Here is a 17,726-nt window from a genome sequence, read left to right on the forward strand (position 1 = left end):
ATCGATCATTTCAGGCCCCGGCAAGGACCGGGCTCTCTTTCAGGATGTGCGCGTGAGATTACTGTTTCTTGGGGATATGGTGGGGCGTTCGGGCCGGACGGCGGTCTATGAGCAATTGCCGGGACTGATATCCGACCTGAAGCTCGATTTCGTCATCGTCAACGGCGAGAACGCGGCGGGCGGCTTCGGCATCACCGAGGAAATCTTTCACGACACGATCAATGCCGGAGCCGATGTGGTCACGACAGGCAATCACGTCTGGGACCAGCGGGAAGCACTGGTTTTCGCCTCGCGCGAACAGCGGTTCCTGCGCCCGGCGAATTTCCCGCTTGGCACGGCCGGCAAGGGCTCCGGCGTGTTTCTCGCCAAGAACGGCGCGCGCGTGCTTGTGTCCAACATCATGGGCCGCGTCTTCATGCATCCGGATCTGCATGACCCCTTCACCATCGGCGAGGAGATTCTCGCCGCCTGTCCGCTCGGCGAACAGGCCGATGCCGTGGTGTTCGACTTCCATGCGGAAGCCACCAGCGAAAAGCAGTGTTTTGGCCATTTCGTCGATGGCCGCGCCAGCCTCGTCGTCGGCACGCACACCCACGTGCCGACCGCCGATGCGCAGATTCTCAACGGCGGCACCGCCTATATGTCCGACGCCGGCATGTGCGGCGATTACGATTCATCGCTCGGCATGGACAAGGAAGAACCGCTGAACCGCTTTCTGTCGAAGGTGCCGAAAGGCCGGTTTGAAGCCGCCAGCGGCAAGGCGACGATCTGCGGTGTCGGCGTCGATATTTCCGACCGCACCGGGCTTGCCGAAAGGATTTCTCCCCTGCGCATTGGCCCGCGGCTGGAAGAAACCATTCCCGCCTTCTGGAAATAACTCGATACAACCCGGCGCAACCAATCACGCCCGATTCTGTAACACCCGTTTGAGGATAGACCTTCCATGACCCAGACTGCATTTCCCACCGCTTTCGTCCCGCTGAGGCTGGCGGACCGCTCCATTGCCTTCAAGGCTCTGGCCGTTCTGATCGGCACGGCCTTCCTTGCCGTCAGCTCGTGGATCGAAGTGCCGATGTTTCCCGTGCCCGTCACCATGCAGACATTTGCCGTGACGATGGTCGGCGCGCTTTACGGCTGGCGTCTGGGCGGCCTGACCGTGCTTGCCTGGCTGGGTGAAGCGATGATCGGCATGCCGGTTCTGGCCGGCGGCGCCGGCGGGTTCCTCTATTTCGCCGGACCGACCGCCGGTTACCTCGCGGCCTTCCCGGTCGTTGCCGCCGCCGTCGGCTTCCTGGCGGAACGCGGCCTGACGCGCAACCCGTTCGTATCGGCTGCGGTCATGCTGTTCGGCAACCTGCTTTGCCTCGCCCTCGGCGCCTCGTGGCTGGCGCATCTCTTCGGTTTCGAAGCGGCCTGGGCTTCCGGCGTTGCGCCGTTCCTGATCGGTGCCGTGCTGAAGTCGGCCCTGGCTGCGGCTGCGATCGAAATGCTCCGCCGTTCGGGCATCGCAGCGCGCCTGTTTTGACCATCCGCCAGCGTGCACATCATCTTCTGTGCACGCTGATTGCTATCGGCAAAGGCCATACACCGGCCTTTGCCGGCAATGACGATAAAATCGTCGCGCCGCTGTTTCCAAAGCCGGCTATGGCGATACACGGCTGCAACTTCCCCCATTGTGATCGCGCGGGTGCTGGACGAGACGCCGGTTTTTACCTATAAGGGCGCCATTCCAGACGCCTGTTTCCACCTGAACAGCCTGCAGACTTGGTTCGCAGGCTTCCGAGGGAAACGGCAGAACCATATCTAAGCACGCAGGGGTGCCATGGCAGGCCATTCACAGTTTAAAAACATCATGCACCGCAAAGGGCGTCAGGACGCCGTTCGGTCGAAGATTTTCTCCAAGCTCGGACGCGAAATCACCGTGGCCGCCAAGCAGGGTCTGCCGGACCCGGCGATGAACCCGCGTCTGCGTCTTGCGGTGCAGAACGCGCGCGCCCAGTCGATGCCGAAAGACAACATCGAACGCGCCATCAAGAAGGCCGCGGGCGGCGACGCCGACAATTACGAAGAAGTGCGCTATGAAGGCTACGGCCCGGGCGGCGTTGCCGTCATCGTCGAAGCGCTGACGGACAACCGCAACCGCACCGCATCGAATGTGCGTGCCGCATTCACCAAATCAGGCGGTGCGCTGGGCGAAACCGGTTCGGTCGGCTTCATGTTCAGCCGCGTTGGTGAAATCACCTACAAGCCGGAAGCCGGCAGTGCCGACAAGATCATGGATGCGGCGATCGAGGCCGGTGCGGATGACGCGCAGACCGATGAGGACGGCCACACCATTCTTTGCGCATTCGAAGACATTGGCGATGTGTCCAAGGCGCTGGAAAGCGCTCTCGGCGAAGCCGAGTCCATCAAGGCCATCTGGAAGCCGCAGACCACGGCACCGGTCGATGAGGAAAAGGCCCAGTCCGTGCTGCGCCTGATCGCAACACTCGACGACGACGATGACGTGCAGAACGTCTACGCCAATTTTGAAGTCAGCGACGAAGTTCTGGCCAAGCTCAGCGCCGCCTGATTATCTGACGAGGTTCCCAGAGAAGCCCGCTGGTTGCAGACCGGCGGGCTTTTTACTTGCGCTCAAGGCGAGTGACGCGGAAGAAGAACTCAGGCGTAGCGGGGAATGGGCTTGCTCATATGCACGGCGATGCCGCCCAGGAAGGGTTCCTCACGGTCGATGGTGTAGCCAAGCTTCAGGTAGAGCGCGACGTTCTCGGCAAACATCTTGTTGGTGTAAAGCCGCAGTTTGCGCAAACCGAGCGAGCCGGCAAGCGCTTCCGCGTGGGTGAGGAGCAGCCTGCCATAACCGCGGCCCTGAAAGGCCGGCGCGACGGCGACGTTCTCGATCAGGAGACAACCGGATTCCCGGATCATTTCGATGAGGCCCGCCAGTTCGCCGTCGGCGTAGAGAAGGTCGACAAGATGGTGCTGGACGGCATGTTCGTAGTTGGCACCCATCGGCTTGGGTTCACGGCCGATCACCGGTATCCACTTGGCATAGGATGCGCGAACGAGGTTGCGGACGGCGTCTGCATCGTCAATGGTTGCCCGTACGAGTTTTTCGTGTCCGTTCCGCATGATGTTCTCCGCGCCAGATGGTGGGGGCAGCAAACATGGTTTCCGGCGCGGGGACAAGGACATGGATGCACTCTTTGTGCAAAGACAGGACGGACCGCAACTGCATGCTGGATGATATCTATACCAATGGGGAACTTGCCGCGCTTTATGACAGCCTGAACCCGGCAGGGGAGGACAGCGCATTCTATCTGCGCAGCGCCGGAACGCCGAAGCGCGTGCTCGATCTTGGCTGCGGCACCGGCCTCCTCGCCTGCATGCTGGCGGCGCGCGGCCACACGGTCACGGGCGTCGAACCGGCGCCGGCAATGCTGGATATCGCGCGGGGCCGGGAAGGCGGCGGAGCCGTCACCTGGATCGAGGCGGATGCGCGATCGCTTGATCTGGGCGAGCGCTTCGACCTGATCATCATGACCGGCCACGTCTTCCAGGTATTCCTCAGCGATGACGACGTGCATGCCGTCCTCCGGGCTGCCCATGCGCATCTGGCAAAGGAGGGGCGGCTGATATTCGAAAGCCGCAATCCGGCGGTGAAGGCATGGGAAAGCTGGACGCCGGAGCAGACGGCCCGGACAGTGTCAGTTGCCGGCTTGGGAGAGGTCGGTGTCCAACACCGCCTGATCGCGGAGAATGGCGATCGGGTTGCTTTCGAGACGGATCATGTTTTTCACTCGACGGGCAAAACGCTGGCCAATGCCAACACCCTGCGCTTTCTGTCCCAGGCGGAAATCGGCACGCATCTGCGGGACGCGGGATTTACCCGAACCGCGTGGTATGGCGACTGGGTCGAAGGCCCGGTTCTGCCGGAAAGCCGCGAGCTCATCATTGTCGCGGAGCGGGACTGATTGCGCACAAAGCAAAACGGCCCCGCATGAGCGAGGCCGTTTTGAAATCCGGTATGCCGAAGGGATTAAATACCCAGATTGGCGAAACGGCTCTTGAACTTGGAAACGCGGCCGCCACGGTCGGTGAGCTGCTGCGAACCGCCGGTCCATGCGGGATGCGTGGTCGGATCGATATCGAGGTTCATCGTATCGCCTTCCTTGCCCCATGTGGAACGGGTCAAGTATTCGGTGCCGTCTGTCATCACAACCTTGATGGTGTGGTAGTCTGGATGAATATTGGCTCTCATCTGTCTTATCCTGAACTTAAGGGGCACAAAACCAGAGCCACACAGGGTGCGGAGGGCCGGTTCGGAGCCGATTGGTAGAGATGAAGCCAAACGTCACAGAAACGTGGGCTTCCAAAACTGTTGGCGAGCCTATACATCAGCCTTAAAACAATAACAAGGCCATCCGGCAGCAAAGTCACGATGCGATACAGGAAGACTTGAAAAATATGGCCGACACGGCTTACGCAGAAGCAGAAAAGAAACGGCGCTCGCTCAAGCCGCTGCAGCGCATCTTCCCCTATATGTCCCGTTACAGGGGTATGGTGGTCGGCGCTCTCATCTCGCTCAGCATTGCAGCGGTGACGACGCTCATCCTTCCGCTGGCGGTGCGCCGGATGATCGATCACGGCTTTTCCGGTTCGAACGGTGCCTTTATCGACAATTATTTCGGCATGCTGATCGTTCTGGCGGCCGCACTCGCCGTTGCGTCCGCCGGCCGCTATTACTTCGTCATCACGCTGGGTGAGCGCATTGTCTCGGATCTGCGCCGCGATGTTTTCGCGCACCTCACCAAATTGTCACCGGCCTTTTTCGACAGCACGCAGTCGGGTGAAATCGTCTCGCGGCTGACGGCCGACACCACGCAGATCAAATCGGCCGTAGGCGCCACCGCCTCCATTGCCCTGCGCAACCTCATTCTGGCCTTCGGCGCGATCGTCATGATGGTCATCACCAGCGCCAAACTGTCCGGGCTGGTGATCGCCGCCATTCCCGTGATCATCATCCCGCTGGTCGCCTTCGGCCGGTCGGTGCGCCGCCGTTCGCGCAATGCCCAGGACACGCTGGCCAATGCCACGGCCTATGCCAGCGAATCCATCATCTCCGTGCGCACCCTGCAGGCCTTCACCAACGAGGCGCTGGCGACGGGGCGGTTCGGTTCCGCCGTCGAGGATGCCTTTGCCGCGGCCCGTTCCTCGGTCAAGGCGCGCGCCGTGCTGACCGCCTTTGCGATCTTCATGATCTTTTCCAGCGTCGTGGCCGTGCTCTGGTTCGGCTCGCGCGACGTTTTGGCCGGAACCATCACGCCGGGCACGCTCGGTCAGTTCCTGCTCTATGCGGTGTTTGCCGCCGGGGCGCTCGGGGCGCTGTCCGAGGTCTGGGGCGAGCTGTCGCAGGCATCCGGCGCGGCGGAACGGCTGATGGAGATCATGGCGGAAAAGCCCGCCATTGCCACGCCGCTCAACCCCGTGGCGCTGCCGGAACCGCCGGTCGGTTCCGTTGTTTTCCGGGATGTCCGCTTCAATTATCCGACGCGGCCCGATGCCCCGGCATTGCGCGGTCTCGATTTCGAGGTCAAGCCGGGCGAGACTGTCGCCATTGTCGGGCCCTCCGGCGCCGGCAAGAGCACGGTGTTTTCGCTGCTGCTGCGCTATTACGACCCGGTGTCAGGCAGCATCCGGGTGGATGGCGTCGACCTGCGCGAAGCCGATCCTGCGGTGGTGCGGTCGCGCATTGCCATCGTGCCGCAGGATACGACCATCTTTGCCGCGACGGCGCGGGAGAATATCGGCTTCGGCCGGCCCGGCGCCAGCACCGCCGATATCGAGGCGGCGGCCAGGGCGGCGCTCGCCCATGACTTCATCGAAGCGCTCGACCACGGCTATGCGACGCAGGTCGGCGAACGTGGCGTGACACTGTCCGGCGGTCAGCGCCAGCGAATCGCCATTGCGCGGGCGATCCTGCGCGATGCGCCGATCCTGCTGCTGGATGAAGCCACGTCGGCTCTCGATGCGGAAAGTGAAATTCTGGTGCAGAAGGGTCTCGAACACCTGATGCAGGGGCGCACGACGCTGGTCATCGCGCACCGGCTGGCGACGGTCCTCAAGGCGGACCGCATCCTTGTCATGGATGACGGCCGCATCGTCGAAGAAGGCACGCACCAGAGCCTCGTCAAGAAGAACGGGATCTACGCAAACCTTGCCAAGCTGCAGTTCGAAGCGGGTGCGGACGCATTCAAAGGCGCGGCCGAGTAAATTTCAGCCTCTGCCTGCCGCCGCCCGACCGGCGGACCGCCCGGAAAAGATGCAGCCGCCGAGAAACGTGCCTTCCAGCGCGTTGTAGCCCTGATAGCCGCCGCCGCCGAAGCCGGCGGCTTCACCTGCGGCATAAAGGCCGGGAACAGGCACACCAGCCGCATCCAGCACCTGTGACTTCAGATTGGTGTGCAGGCCGCCGAGTGTCTTGCGGGTCAGGATATTGAGCCGCACGGCAATCAGCGGACCAGCCTTCGGATCGAGTATCCGGTGCGGCTTGGCGATGCGGGTCAGCCGGTCGCCGATATAGTTCTGCGCGCCGCGCATGGCGGTGATCTGCGCATCCTTGGAATATTTGTTGCTGATCTCGCGGTCGCGTGTCTCGATCTGGTATCGGAGATGGTCGTGGTCGATCAGGTTGTCGCCGGTCAGCGCGTTCATGCCCTTGACCAGTTCCTGCAGGTTGTCGCGCACGACAAAGTCCTCGCCGTGCCGTTTGAAGGCCTCCACCGGTGGCGGTGCGCCTTTGCCGAGGCGGTTCTTCAGGAGCAGCTTCCAGTCCTTGCCCGTCATGTCAGGGTTCTGTTCGGAACCGGACAGGGCAAATTCCTTCTCGATGATTTTTTGCGTCAGCACGAACCAGGAATAGTCGTATCCGGTCGACAGGATGTGCTTGAGCGTTCCCAGCGTATCGAAACCCGGAAAGTAAGGCGCCGGGAAGCGATTGCCCCTGGCGTCGAACCACAGCGACGAGGGGCCGGGCAGAATACGGATGCCGTGGTTCGGCCAGATCGGGTTCCAGTTCCTGAGGCCCTCGGTGTAGTGCCACATGCGGTCCGCGTTGATGACGCTGCCGCCAGCTTTCACGGCGATGTCGATCATCCGGCCATCCACGTGGTGCGGCACGCCGACAACCATATTCTCGGGCGGATTGCCAAGCCGGTCGCGCGGCCAGTTGCGCTTGACCAGCTCGGGATTGCCGCCGATGCCCCCCGACGTGACGATCACGGCCGGCGCGGACAGCACGAAACTGCCGGCCACCTCGCGTCCCGACTGCTGGCCGCGCTCCACTGTCGACGGCTCCAGCACATCGCCGCTGACGCCCGTCACGGCACCGTTGGTCGTCACCAGTGCATTGACGCGGTGGCGGCATTTGAGCGTGATCAGGCCCTTGGCAATGGCCTCGCGCAACAGGCGTTCGAACGGCGCAACGACACCGGGGCCCGTGCCCCAGGTCAAGTGAAAGCGCGGGACCGAATTGCCATGACCGTTCGCCAGCGCGCCGCCGCGCTCGGCCCAGCCGACAACCGGGAACCAGCGCATGCCGAGCGAATGCAGCCAGCTGCGCTTTTCACCGGCGGCGAATTGCAGATAGGCATCGGCCCATTGTTTCGGCCAATGATCTTCGGCGCGGTCAAACTGTGCCGAACCCAGCCAGTCCTGCCGCGCGAGTTCGAAGGAATCGCGGATGCCGAGCCTGCGCTGTTCCGGGCTATCGATGAAGAACAGGCCGCCGAGCGACCAGAAGGCCTGCCCACCGACGGAGTTCTCGCCTTCCTGTTCGAGGAGGATGACTTTCTTGCCTGCCTGCACCAGCTCGTTTGCGGCCACAAGCCCCGACAATCCGGCCCCAACGATGATCGCATCGGCATCCATTGCCATTCGCCCCTCCCAGTGGTCCGATTCTGACATTTGCAGCCCTTTGATACAGCCATTCAGGCAAATGTCAGAATCAAAGGACCACTGATAAATATGAGATTCTAGTGGAACTTTGAATTTGACATTCGCATGTTGCGCGTGATGTCAAATGGGAGGCGAATGTCAAATTCGTTCCACTAGTGCTTTGCTCGTGGCATGATTGCGCGGCTCAGGTTGGCGCGCAAGGGTGGAAAGCGGGACAGCAAGGAGTGAAAAGGGGACAGGGATGATTGCGAACATTCTCATCGGGCTGGTTGCCCTGCTGCACGTCTATTTCATGTATCTGGAAATGGTGGTGTGGGATAAGCCGCTGGGGCTGAAAACCTTCCGGCTGACGCCGGAATTCGCCGCCGCATCCAGGGCGCTGGCGCTCAATCAGGGCCTCTACAACGGGTTTCTCGTTGCCGGACTGATCTGGGGGCTTTGGCTGGGCCAGGCGGGCTTTGCCATCAAAGTCTTCTTCCTCGGCTGCGTTGTTGTCGCCGGGATCGTCGGTGCGCTCACCGTCAACCGCCGCATCTTCTTCGTGCAGGGCGTGCCGGCGATCGTCGCGCTGGCAGCCTTGCTCCTGCTCTAGCGCTCTGTCAGCTTGAGCTCGATACGGCGGTTGCGCGAACGCACTTCCGGCGTATCGCCCGGCTCCAGCGGCTGGAACTCGCCGAAACCCGCCGCCACAAGGCGGTTGGCGGAAACGCCGTTGGCGATGAGGAACTTCACCACGGAAATGGCGCGCGCGGCGGAAAGGTCCCAATTGTCCTTGAACTGGCCGGTGCCCGAGAGCGCCACATTGTCCGTGTGGCCGTCGACGCGCAGAACCCAGTTGATGTCGTCGGGGATTTCCTTCTGCAGGTCGATCAAGGCCAAAGCCAGCTTCTTCATTTCCTCGCTGCCAGCGTCGTTCAACACCGCCTGACCCGAGGGGAACAGCACTTCGGACTGGAAGACAAAGCGGTCGCCGACGATGCGGATATTCTCGCGGTCGGAGAGGATTTCACGCAGGCGGCCGAAGAAATCGGAGCGGTAGCGGTTGAGCTCCTGCACGCGCTGGGCGAGCGCGACGTTCAGCCGTTTGCCGAGATCGGCAATCTTGGCATTGGATTCCTTGTCGCGGGATTCCGAGGCGTTGAGGGCTTCCTCCAGCGCGCCGATCTGCTTGCGCAGTGCCAGTATCTGCTGGTTGAGAATTTCCACCTGCGACAGGGCGCGCGCGCTCAGCTGCTTTTCGTTTTCAAGGCCGGCGGTGAGGTCGCTGATCTTGCCTTCCGCGGCTGCACCGGCGCCTGCGCCCTGCGACAGCATCGACTGCAGCCGCGACTGCTCGCTCTGCGCCTTGGTCAGCGATGCCTGCAGGTTGGCGATGGTGTCTTCCAGATCCTGCTTGTTGCCCTGTTCGAGCGACAGCATCTGGGTCAATTCATTGATCTGCGAATTCAGGCGGTTGAGCACGGCATCCTTGCCGGTGATTTCCTGGCTGAGCAGGAACTGCGCCAGCACGAAAACCGACAGCAGAAACATGATCGCCAGCAGCAATGTCGACAGGGCATCGACGAAGCCGGGCCAATAATCCACATGACGGATAGCGCGGCGGGTGCGACCGAGCGCCATTCTCAGTTGTCCCTGCGGCGGGCGACGGAGTCGCTGAGCTTGGCGAGGGTTTCGCGCATGGATTTCTGTTCTTCAGCCTGTTTTTCCACCCAGTCGCGCATCATCTGCTGTTCGGAGCGCATGTTCTTGACCAGGCCCTGGATGCCTTCGGCGAGGCTGGCCAGCGCGGCGGTCGTGCGCTGGCTGGAGCCGCCGGTCTCCTGGATGTTCTGCAGGCGCTCGGAGAGCGAGCGCAGTTCGTCCGACGTGCCGCTGTTGACGCCATCGAGCGCATGCAGGTCCGATCCGAGATCGGTGACACTGGACAGCCAGTTTTCCAGTTCGGTGTAGAAGCGGTTCTGGGCGCGGCCCGCCTGCAGATCGAGAAAACCGAGGACAAGCGAGCCGGAAAGGCCGAACAGCGAGGACGAGAACGCGGTGCCCATGCCCTTGAGCGGCGATTGCAGGCCGGCCTTGAGCGCATCGAGGACGCCGTTCGCATCGCCGGCGCGCGGATCGAGCGACTGGATGGTCTGGCCGATGGAGCCGATGGTTTCCAGAAGGCCCCAGAACGTGCCGAGCAGGCCGAGGAACACCAGGAGGCCGATGAGATAACGCGAGACATCGCGCGTTTCATCGAGGCGGGTGGCGATGGAATCGAGCATGGAGCGCATGGCATTGGTCGACAACGCCATGGACTGGCGCCGTCCGATCAGCGCGCGCATGGGAGCCAGCATCACCGGCTTGGAATTGGGATCCGAATTGCCCTGCCGGAAGGAATTGACCCAGCGCACCTCGGGAAACAGCCGGATCACCTGACCGAACCCCAAGAGAATGCCGACGATCAGCACGCCGATGATCAGGCCGTTGAGGCCGGGATTGGTGGTGAAGAACACGGAAATCTGGCGAAAGAGAATGGCGGCGAGAAAGGCGACAATGGCCAGGAAGATCGCCATCGACAGAAGCACAAGCCGCGGGCTGGACAGCCGGTACGGGTCATAATCGTCACCGTCCATGACCCGGCGGGTTGAACTGAAATCAGCCATTGCATCGTCTCCGCATTCGCCACGCACCAAGCAACCTCGTTCGCGTCACTGGACGAACGGAAATCGCACAAACCCAAATCGGTTTGTGCGACCCTAACCGAAATCAAGGTAAAAATGGAAGGTGCAATGCGGCCGGCGGGCCGGATATTGTTCAGATCGGCTTCTTGAGTGTCTTCAGGAGCGCCCGCTGAATGGCTTCATTACCGGCGACGATCGATTTGCTTTCGACCACATCCTGGCTGCCGTTGAAATCGGTGACAAAGCCGCCCGCCTCGCGCACCATGATGATGCCTGCGCCCGTATCCCAGGGAGAGAGACCGTCTTCCCAGAAACCGTCGAAGCGGCCTGCTGCGACGGCGGCCAGATCGAGCGCTGCGGCGCCCATGCGGCGGATGCCGGAAACCTCGCCCATGACATTGCGCAACTGCACGAGATAATCGCCGTGATGACCGCGGCCGAGATGCGGCACGCCCGTGCCGATGACGGAATCGACCAGCTTGATGCGGCCGGAGACGCGCAGGCGGCGATCGTTTAGGAAGGCGCCGCCGCCGCGTTCGGCGGTGTAAAGCTCATCCATGGCAGGATTGAAGATCACGCCGGCGACGATCTGGCCCTGACGTTCCAGGGCGATGGAAACCGCAAACAGCGGAATGCCGTGCAGGAAGTTGGTGGTTCCGTCGAGCGGATCGACCAGCCAGCGATGCTGGCTGTCGGTGCCTTCGACCGTACCGGTTTCTTCCATCAGGAAACTGTAGTCGGGACGGGCCCGGCGCAGTTCGGCATAGATGATTTCTTCGGCCTTGCGGTCGGCCTGGCTGACATAGTCGCCGGGACCTTTCAGCGAAACCTGCAGATTCTGCACTTCGCCGAAATCGCGCGCCAGGGAGCGGCCAGCCTTCATAGCTGCCTGCACCATTACATTGAGGATCGCTGAACGCGCCATTTCAGGTCATTCTCCGTCTGAATTCGTTGATGCGGGCGCCATTCTTAAGCGGCGCCCGATAATGCCTGCTTAGTCAGCGCGGCGGACGTAGGTCAGTTCGTTGGTGTCAACGATGATGCGCTCGCCCGACGAGATGAATGGCGGAACCAGAACGCGAATGCCGTTTTCAAGCACGGCCGGCTTGTAGGATGAAGCCGCCGTCTGACCCTTGACGACCGGGTCTGCCTCGGTGATGGCAAGCGTGACGTAATCCGGCAGCGAAATGCCGATCGGACGTTCGTCGTAAAGTTCGACAGTGACCATCATGCCGTCCTGCAGGAACGCCGCGCGGTCGCCGACGAAATCCTTCTGCAGCTCGAGCTGCTCGTAGCTGGCGGTGTCCATGAATATAAGCGCGTCGCCCTGTTCGTAGAGGAAGGAGAAGTCCTTCTGTTCGAGGCGGACCTTTTCGACGGTTTCAGCGGCGCGGAAGCGCTCGTTGAGCTTGGTGCCGTTGAGGAGGTTCTTCAGTTCGACCTGGTTGTAGGCGCCGCCCTTGCCGGGCTTGACTGCGTTCGTCCTGACGGCGACCCAGAGGCTGCCGTCATGCTCGATCACATTGCCAGGACGGATTTCATTGCCGTTGATTTTCATTTGTTTATCCGGATTGGTGTTGGAAATCGGGCGCCGACGTCTCGGCGGCAGCCGATATTGGCGCCTCCAAGACCACAAAATCGCGCGATAGGCAAGAGAAAGCGCAAAAAGAGCCGGGTAAGGCCCTTTTCGCGGCTAAGCCTCCGGAACTAGGCGGCGAGTGCCGTTTCCGCCACGGAAACCCAATAGCTGATGCCATAGGGAATGGCATCGTCGTTGAAATCATAGGCTGAATTGTGCAGGGCCGCCGTGTCGCCATTGCCAAGGAAAATGAAGGCGCCGGGCCGCTTTTCCAGCATGTAGGAAAAATCTTCGGCACCCATGACTGGCGGCATGTTGGTGTTCACCGCGCTGTCGCCGGCAATGAGCTGTGCGACGCCCGTGGCAAAATCCGTCTCGCGGTCGTGGTTGAACGTGACCGGATAGCCTTGATCATACTTGACTTCCGCCCGGGCGCCGAAAATGGCAGCTGTGGCTTCGGCCACTTCGGTCACGCGCTTGCGGGCGAAGTCGCGCACATCGGGCATCAGCGTGCGTACCGTACCTGAAAGCGTCACGGCGTTCGGAATGACATTGGTCGCATCGCCGCCGTGAATCATCGCCACCGAGATGACCAGCGACTTGAGCGGGTCGGTTTCACGCGACACCAGTGACTGCAGGGCGAGAACCGTATGGGCGGAGACGACCACGGGATCGACCGTCGTATGCGGCTTGGCGGCATGGCCGCCGCGGCCGATGACCTTGATCTCGAATTCGTCGGTGGCCGCCATGATCGAGCCCTTGCGCAGGGCGAACTGGCCGACGGGCAGACCCGGCGCATTGTGCATGCCATAGACTTCCTTGATCGAGAACCGGTCCATCAGGCCGTCATTGATCATGGCCAGCGCGCCCGCACCACCTTCTTCGGCGGGCTGGAAGATGACCGCGACCGAGCCCTTGAAATTGCGGGTTTCGGCAAGATACTGCGCCGCGCCGAGCAGCATGGCGGTGTGGCCGTCATGGCCGCAGGCATGCATCTTGCCCTTGGTTTTCGAGGCCCACGGCTTGCCGCTGGCTTCAAGAATCGGCAGGGCATCCATATCGGCGCGCAGGCCGATCACCGGTCCGTCGCCATGGCGGCCGCGGATGATCCCGACCACGCCGGTCTGGCCGATGCCGGTATCGACACTGTCGCAGCCGAAGGAGCACAGCTTGTCCGCGACAAAACGGGAGGTTTCATGCACGTCGTAAAGGATTTCCGGATTCTCATGCAGATGCCGGCGCCATTCGGCGACATTCGGTTGCATTTCATGAACTCGGTTGATCAACGGCATGGTGAAGTTCCCTTTCTGATCGTGTCGCGCACTGCAAGTCCGGCTGCCGGTCAGCGCATCCTGTTGGCTTCCGTCAGGGCGGCCTTTATCTGGTCGTCGTCGAGGCCGTCCATGAAAGAGTCAAGTTCGGGGTCGGTCAATCCGGCCCGTCTGGCGACCATGTACCAGGCCGCTGCCTTGACCGAGTCACCTTCCACGCCAAGGCCCTGATAGTAAAGCTTTGCCAGCTGGGCCTGTGCTGCGACATTACCGCCTACGGCGGCGCGCAGCGTCCAGCCGAAACCCGACACATAATCGCGCGGGCCGCCGCGCCCCTCGACCAGCCATCGGCCAAGATCGAGCTGCGCCGTATCGTAACCGCGATTTGCCGCCTTGGCGAGATATTCCCGGGCCTTGGCGTCGTCGCGCGGAACGGCGAGCGTGCCATTGGAAAGGATCTGGCTGACCGCATAGCTGCCATCGGGCAAGCCCTGTGCCGCTGCCTTCAGGAACCAGGGATAGGCATTGTCGATACCGATGTCGCCGGGATGCTCCTGCAGCAGGATCTGGCCGTAATTGAACTGGGCCATGGCGTTGCCGCCGTCGGCGGCAGCCTTCATGAGCGTTTTGGCCTTGGCCGGGTCCTTGGGGGCATACTTGCCCTGGAGCAGGATCGCGCCATAGCGGAACTGGGCTTCGGGAACACCCTGGTCGGCGGCCTTGCCATACCATTTGGCCGATTCGGGCAGGTTGACCGGTATGCCGAGGCCGCGGGCCAGCATATCGGCCACCAGCACCTGGGCGGCGCCATCGCCATTTTCCGCGCGCGGCAGGGCGAGGTTGTAGGCCGTCTTGTACAGGCCGCGCTGGTAGGCGCCGAATGCCTCGTCCACCGCGCCCTTGCCGAAGCGCGTCGGGTTGACGATGTCGACCGCCGGATCGCTGGCGAGTTTCGGCCTGTCATGCTTGGGGGTTGTCTGCGGCGTTTCCAGGTGCTGGGGCGCGTCGGTCGGCGCGGATGTCACCGAAGGTGCCTGGCTTGTTGCGGGCGCCGGAGCCGTCTGGGCCATGGCGCCATGCGTCAGGACCGGGAAGGCTGCAAGCACGGCCGCGACGGCGCAAACGAGGTTTGCGGATTTTGCTCCCATGGGCCTATTCCTCAAATCGCGGCGCGTGCTCGTCGAGCAGCCGGTTCGCTTCCTTGATGGCGTCCGCCGGTTTGTCGTTGCCGAAAACCGCCGCACCAAGGGCAATGAACTCCGCACCGGTTGCGGCCGCGTCGGTGATGCTTTCCAGCGTGTTGCCCGCCTGGACGATGCAGGGAATCTCGATCATCGATGCCCACCAGTCCGCCAGTTCGACATTGCGCGGATGGGCTTCGGGTGTCGTATCCGCGCCAATCTTGCCGAACAGGACATAATCCGGCTGGGCTTCGCCGATTTCCAGCGCCGTGTGCCGGTTCTTGATATTGCCGGTCCCGACGATCAGTTTGGGGGAAAAGCGCTCGACATTGGCGGCAAGATCGCTGGCCGGGCCTTCGAGATGCAGGCCGTCGGCCTTGACCCGTCCGGCAACCTGCGTGTTGCCGACGATGATGGCGGCAGCGCCTGCATTCTGAATGATCGGAACGGCGGCTTCGGCCATGGTCTGGAACAGGGTTTCGTCCGTCTCGTAGGCGGGCAAAAGCACGGAGGCGACATCGCCGCCGGACAAGGCTTCGCTGAGTTTCCTGGCCAGTTCGTCAGCAGTCGCGGCGGGAGGCGCGATCAGAACGATACGGCAGCGTTGGGGTGTTTGTTCGTTGTTCATGGGCTGCAACCTTACAATCGTTCTCTATAGAATGGGCAATCGTGATGGAATTCGGGCATAGAGGATGGCCGTTCATTTGAACAGCCTTTTCGATGATCCAAGCCATCACACCCTGTTGCATATTAGTCTTACGACGTAATTACTTAGTAGCAAACAGGCACATGTTGCCAAAAAGCATTTTTCAAATGCCGCGGCGATCGGCTAGAGATGGAAGGCCCTCCTTGTGGATTTCCATCATGCACGATCTCCTGTTGAACCCATGGTTCTATGCTGCCGCCGTTCCGGCCACGATCCTGATCGGGCTGTCGAAGGGCGGCCTTGGCGGGGCCATGGGGCAGGTGGGGGTGCCATTGATGGCGCTGGTGATGCCGCCGGTGCAGGCGGCCGCCATCATGCTGCCGATCCTCATCATCATGGATGTCGCCAGCCTGTGGAGCTGGCGCGGCTATCGCGATGCAAAAACCCTCAAGCTGATGCTGCCGGGTGCATTGCTGGGTGTCGGAATAGGCTGGCTGACCGCATCGGTGGTGACCGATGACATGGTCAAGCTCATTGTCGGTGCCGTCGCGATCATCTTTTTTGCCCGCTATGTCTTTGCCAGCGCCGCCAAACGCGCCACCGCACAACCGCACAATGCCGGCGCTGCAACCTTCTGGTCGACCATCGCCGGGTTCACAAGTTTCGTGGCCCATGCGGGCGGCCCGCCCTATCAGGTCTACGCCCTGCCGCTGCGGCAGGATCCGAAGGTTTACAACGGCACGAGCGTGATTTTCTTCGCGATCGTCAATGCCGTGAAGGTCATCCCGTATTTTGCCTTGGGGCAGTTCGATGCCGAGAACCTCAAGGCAGCGGCGGTTCTGGTGCCCATCGCACCGCTGGCCACCTTTGCCGGCGCGTGGATCGTCAAACGCATGCGGCCGGAGGTGTTCTATCCCTTCATGTACATCATGATCCTATTGATGGGATTGAAGCTTTCCTACGATGGATTAGCCGCCTTGTTATAATTATGAACGAAAGTTGATCAGCCGAATCGCAACTTTCGGACTATGTAAACATTATCAACTGCAACCGTCGGACCAACCGCTCCCTCACGAGGCCGGGAGTGCTGTGATTGAATATTGCATGACAGGAATGGGTGAACGCTATGACACAGACGCAGCTCAAACAGCGGGATACCCGCATTGATGTCTTCCGGGCTTTGGCACTGCTGACCATCTTCATCAATCACGTGCCGGGAACCGTTTTCGAACATCTCACCCACAGGAATTTCGGATTTTCCGATTCGGCAGAGGCCTTTGTGCTGATCTCCGGCATTTCCGTCGGTCTTGCCTATGGGGCCAAATTTGAACCGGGCAGCCGCTTCCTGATCACGCTGAAGGCATGGCGCCGGGCGGCGACACTGTACAGCGCCCATATCCTGACGACGGTCGCCACGCTGGCGATCTTCTGCGCCGCCGGGCTTTATCTCAACCGCCCGGAATTCATGTCCTTCATCAATATCGGGCCGTTGATGGACAGCCCGGCCGAGGCGCTCATCGGCCTTGCGACGATGGGGCATCAGCTTGGCTACAACAATATCCTGTCGATGTACGGCGTGCTGCTGCTCATGCTGCCGTTGTTCCTGTTCCTCGCCAATATCAGCCTGTCGCTGATGGTCGGGGCGTCCGGGCTCCTGTGGCTGGTATCGGGTGTCTACCGGATCGCACCGCCGAATTACCCGACCGAAGGCGTCTGGTTCCTCAACCCGTTGTCATGGCAGTTCCTGTTCGTCATCGGCATTGCCGGCGTGATGCATGTGCGCCGGGGCGGGCGAATCCCGTTCAACAAATACCTGTTCGGTGTCGCGGTCGGCTATATCCTGCTGGCGTTGATCTGGGTGCGGGTACCGCTGTGGGGCGTCAATACATCGATGGGATTGCCGATGGTGATCACCGGTTTCGACAAGACCTTCCTGTCGCTGACCCGCCTGGCGCATATCCTGGCGATCGCCTATGTCATCGTCTCGGTGCCGGCCATTTCCAACCTGGCGCGGACGCCGGAAGACCATCCGCTCGCCATCCTCGGCAAGCATTCGCTGCCGGTGTTTGTCGCCGGCACGATCCTTGCCATGGTCGCCCAGATCGTCAAGGTGATGAACCCCGGCGACGAGCTGGATGACACGCTGCTGATCGCCAGCGGAATCATGGCGCAGTTTGCCCTCGCCCATTACCTGGAATGGCTGCCGAGCATCGGATGGGGCAACACGCGTCCTGCCCTGCCGCAGGCGCAGCCGGCGAAATCGAAGCTGGTGATTGCCGGCCGGCCGGTCAATGCCGCGGCGATGAATTCGGGCATGAAATCCGGAGCCGCCAAGTCGGCGGTCTCCTGACCGCACGCACCGGCTTTTGCCGGGTGGCCCGGAAAAACCGATAGCCATCGTTTGCTGGCTTGGTCTAAGCTTTCCCCACG

18 protein-coding genes are annotated in these 17,726 nt (G+C 61.6%); 8 read left to right on the top strand and 10 right to left on the bottom strand.

The window, feature by feature from the left end; genetic code table 11:
• The first annotated feature begins 52 nt into the window (after nucleotides 1-52).
• From AC1Q5O_RS14270 to AC1Q5O_RS14280, 3 genes are all read left to right on the top strand, one after another.
• Nucleotides 53-877 carry a TIGR00282 family metallophosphoesterase gene (locus AC1Q5O_RS14270; protein WP_223613676.1) on the top strand — a complete coding sequence of 275 codons (825 nt, stop codon included), beginning with the start codon at nucleotides 53-55 and terminating at the stop codon, nucleotides 875-877.
• 66 nt (nucleotides 878-943) lie between these two features.
• The gene (locus AC1Q5O_RS14275) at nucleotides 944-1,525 is read left to right on the top strand and encodes a biotin transporter BioY (protein WP_288194853.1); all 582 of its coding nucleotides are present in this window, start codon (nucleotides 944-946) and stop codon (nucleotides 1,523-1,525) included.
• A gap of 297 nt (nucleotides 1,526-1,822) precedes the next feature.
• Nucleotides 1,823-2,572 (top strand): YebC/PmpR family DNA-binding transcriptional regulator, encoded by a 750-nt coding sequence (locus tag AC1Q5O_RS14280; RefSeq protein WP_223613674.1) that lies wholly within the window; start codon nucleotides 1,823-1,825, stop codon nucleotides 2,570-2,572.
• Nucleotides 2,573-2,661: 89 nt separating this feature from the next.
• On the opposite strand, the gene AC1Q5O_RS14285 is transcribed toward AC1Q5O_RS14280, so the two are convergent.
• Nucleotides 2,662-3,132: a GNAT family N-acetyltransferase gene (locus tag AC1Q5O_RS14285; RefSeq protein WP_463013587.1), complete on the bottom strand. Its 471-nt coding sequence runs from the start codon at nucleotides 3,130-3,132 to the stop codon at nucleotides 2,662-2,664.
• 104 nt (nucleotides 3,133-3,236) lie between these two features.
• On the opposite strand from AC1Q5O_RS14285, the gene AC1Q5O_RS14290 reads away from it, so the two are divergent.
• Entirely contained in the window at nucleotides 3,237-3,974 is a 738-nt protein-coding gene (locus AC1Q5O_RS14290) for a class I SAM-dependent methyltransferase (RefSeq protein WP_492563762.1), read from the top strand.
• Nucleotides 3,975-4,039: 65 nt separating this feature from the next.
• Here the strand turns inward: AC1Q5O_RS14290 and rpmE are convergent, their stop codons facing one another.
• Nucleotides 4,040-4,261, bottom strand: coding sequence for a 50S ribosomal protein L31 (rpmE, locus tag AC1Q5O_RS14295; RefSeq protein WP_130271002.1), 222 nt, complete (start codon nucleotides 4,259-4,261; stop codon nucleotides 4,040-4,042).
• 206 nt (nucleotides 4,262-4,467) lie between these two features.
• Here rpmE and AC1Q5O_RS14300 point away from each other — a divergent pair, with 206 nt between their 5' ends.
• Entirely contained in the window at nucleotides 4,468-6,273 is a 1,806-nt protein-coding gene (locus tag AC1Q5O_RS14300) for an ABC transporter transmembrane domain-containing protein (protein WP_492563765.1), read from the top strand.
• A 3-nt stretch (nucleotides 6,274-6,276) separates the two neighbouring features.
• On the opposite strand, the gene AC1Q5O_RS14305 is transcribed toward AC1Q5O_RS14300, so the two are convergent.
• Entirely contained in the window at nucleotides 6,277-7,929 is a 1,653-nt protein-coding gene (locus AC1Q5O_RS14305) for an FAD-binding dehydrogenase (protein WP_492563954.1), read from the bottom strand.
• 268 nt (nucleotides 7,930-8,197) lie between these two features.
• On the opposite strand from AC1Q5O_RS14305, the gene AC1Q5O_RS14310 reads away from it, so the two are divergent.
• Complete coding sequence (locus tag AC1Q5O_RS14310; RefSeq protein ID WP_346305052.1) at nucleotides 8,198-8,548, top strand: DUF1304 domain-containing protein; 351 nt, start codon at nucleotides 8,198-8,200, stop codon at nucleotides 8,546-8,548.
• Here AC1Q5O_RS14310 and AC1Q5O_RS14315 read toward each other — a convergent pair.
• The 7 genes from AC1Q5O_RS14315 to AC1Q5O_RS14345 all read right to left on the bottom strand — a co-directional run bounded on the left by AC1Q5O_RS14315 (nucleotide 8,545) and on the right by AC1Q5O_RS14345 (nucleotide 15,278).
• Nucleotides 8,545-9,576, bottom strand: a complete 1,032-nt coding sequence (locus tag AC1Q5O_RS14315; protein WP_464661592.1) for a peptidoglycan -binding protein — start codon at nucleotides 9,574-9,576, stop codon at nucleotides 8,545-8,547. The two genes, AC1Q5O_RS14310 and AC1Q5O_RS14315, sit on opposite strands and share 4 nt — an antisense overlap.
• 2 nt (nucleotides 9,577-9,578) lie before the next feature.
• On the bottom strand, nucleotides 9,579-10,601 hold the full coding sequence (locus tag AC1Q5O_RS14320) for a MotA/TolQ/ExbB proton channel family protein (protein ID WP_346305051.1): 1,023 nt from the start codon (nucleotides 10,599-10,601) through the stop codon (nucleotides 9,579-9,581).
• A gap of 151 nt (nucleotides 10,602-10,752) precedes the next feature.
• Nucleotides 10,753-11,544 carry an inositol monophosphatase family protein gene (locus AC1Q5O_RS14325; protein WP_223613665.1) on the bottom strand — a complete coding sequence of 264 codons (792 nt, stop codon included), beginning with the start codon at nucleotides 11,542-11,544 and terminating at the stop codon, nucleotides 10,753-10,755.
• Nucleotides 11,545-11,613: 69 nt separating this feature from the next.
• On the bottom strand, nucleotides 11,614-12,177 hold the full coding sequence (gene efp, locus AC1Q5O_RS14330; protein WP_223613664.1) for an elongation factor P: 564 nt from the start codon (nucleotides 12,175-12,177) through the stop codon (nucleotides 11,614-11,616).
• Nucleotides 12,178-12,326: 149 nt separating this feature from the next.
• Entirely contained in the window at nucleotides 12,327-13,490 is a 1,164-nt protein-coding gene (locus AC1Q5O_RS14335; protein ID WP_492563768.1) for a M20 aminoacylase family protein, read from the bottom strand.
• Nucleotides 13,491-13,540: 50 nt separating this feature from the next.
• Entirely contained in the window at nucleotides 13,541-14,539 is a 999-nt protein-coding gene (locus tag AC1Q5O_RS14340; RefSeq protein ID WP_472462545.1) for a tetratricopeptide repeat protein, read from the bottom strand.
• Nucleotides 14,540-14,621: 82 nt separating this feature from the next.
• On the bottom strand, nucleotides 14,622-15,278 hold the full coding sequence (locus tag AC1Q5O_RS14345; protein WP_223613661.1) for a thiamine phosphate synthase: 657 nt from the start codon (nucleotides 15,276-15,278) through the stop codon (nucleotides 14,622-14,624).
• A gap of 236 nt (nucleotides 15,279-15,514) precedes the next feature.
• Between AC1Q5O_RS14345 and AC1Q5O_RS14350 the strand changes: the two genes are divergently transcribed.
• Both AC1Q5O_RS14350 and AC1Q5O_RS14355 read left to right on the top strand, forming a co-directional pair.
• The gene (locus AC1Q5O_RS14350) at nucleotides 15,515-16,282 is read left to right on the top strand and encodes a sulfite exporter TauE/SafE family protein (RefSeq protein WP_223613660.1); all 768 of its coding nucleotides are present in this window, start codon (nucleotides 15,515-15,517) and stop codon (nucleotides 16,280-16,282) included.
• Between the two features lie 140 nt (nucleotides 16,283-16,422).
• The gene (locus tag AC1Q5O_RS14355) at nucleotides 16,423-17,646 is read left to right on the top strand and encodes an OpgC family protein (protein WP_492563770.1); all 1,224 of its coding nucleotides are present in this window, start codon (nucleotides 16,423-16,425) and stop codon (nucleotides 17,644-17,646) included.
• Nucleotides 17,647-17,726: the final 80 nt, after the last annotated feature.

The organism is Phyllobacterium sp. MT110, from assembly GCF_058792715.1.

Bases quoted from the DNA above. Each gene is read 5' to 3' on its own strand.
- AC1Q5O_RS14275 (WP_288194853.1), top strand. From the start codon at position 944: ATGACCCAGACTGCATTTCCCACCGCTTTCGTCCCGCTGAGGCTGGCG.
- AC1Q5O_RS14280 (WP_223613674.1), top strand. From the start codon at position 1,823: ATGGCAGGCCATTCACAGTTTAAAAACATCATGCACCGCAAAGGGCGT.
- AC1Q5O_RS14285 (WP_463013587.1), bottom strand. From the start codon at position 3,132: ATGCGGAACGGACACGAAAAACTCGTACGGGCAACCATTGACGATGCA.
- AC1Q5O_RS14290 (WP_492563762.1), top strand. From the start codon at position 3,237: ATGCTGGATGATATCTATACCAATGGGGAACTTGCCGCGCTTTATGAC.
- rpmE (WP_130271002.1), bottom strand. From the start codon at position 4,261: ATGAGAGCCAATATTCATCCAGACTACCACACCATCAAGGTTGTGATG.
- AC1Q5O_RS14300 (WP_492563765.1), top strand. From the start codon at position 4,468: ATGGCCGACACGGCTTACGCAGAAGCAGAAAAGAAACGGCGCTCGCTC.
- AC1Q5O_RS14305 (WP_492563954.1), bottom strand. From the start codon at position 7,929: ATGGATGCCGATGCGATCATCGTTGGGGCCGGATTGTCGGGGCTTGTG.
- AC1Q5O_RS14310 (WP_346305052.1), top strand. From the start codon at position 8,198: ATGATTGCGAACATTCTCATCGGGCTGGTTGCCCTGCTGCACGTCTAT.
- AC1Q5O_RS14315 (WP_464661592.1), bottom strand. From the start codon at position 9,576: ATGGCGCTCGGTCGCACCCGCCGCGCTATCCGTCATGTGGATTATTGG.
- AC1Q5O_RS14320 (WP_346305051.1), bottom strand. From the start codon at position 10,601: ATGGCTGATTTCAGTTCAACCCGCCGGGTCATGGACGGTGACGATTAT.
- AC1Q5O_RS14325 (WP_223613665.1), bottom strand. From the start codon at position 11,544: ATGGCGCGTTCAGCGATCCTCAATGTAATGGTGCAGGCAGCTATGAAG.
- efp (WP_223613664.1), bottom strand. From the start codon at position 12,177: ATGAAAATCAACGGCAATGAAATCCGTCCTGGCAATGTGATCGAGCAT.
- AC1Q5O_RS14335 (WP_492563768.1), bottom strand. From the start codon at position 13,490: ATGCCGTTGATCAACCGAGTTCATGAAATGCAACCGAATGTCGCCGAA.
- AC1Q5O_RS14340 (WP_472462545.1), bottom strand. From the start codon at position 14,539: ATGGCCCAGACGGCTCCGGCGCCCGCAACAAGCCAGGCACCTTCGGTG.
- AC1Q5O_RS14345 (WP_223613661.1), bottom strand. From the start codon at position 15,278: ATGAACAACGAACAAACACCCCAACGCTGCCGTATCGTTCTGATCGCG.
- AC1Q5O_RS14350 (WP_223613660.1), top strand. From the start codon at position 15,515: ATGCACGATCTCCTGTTGAACCCATGGTTCTATGCTGCCGCCGTTCCG.
- AC1Q5O_RS14355 (WP_492563770.1), top strand. From the start codon at position 16,423: ATGACACAGACGCAGCTCAAACAGCGGGATACCCGCATTGATGTCTTC.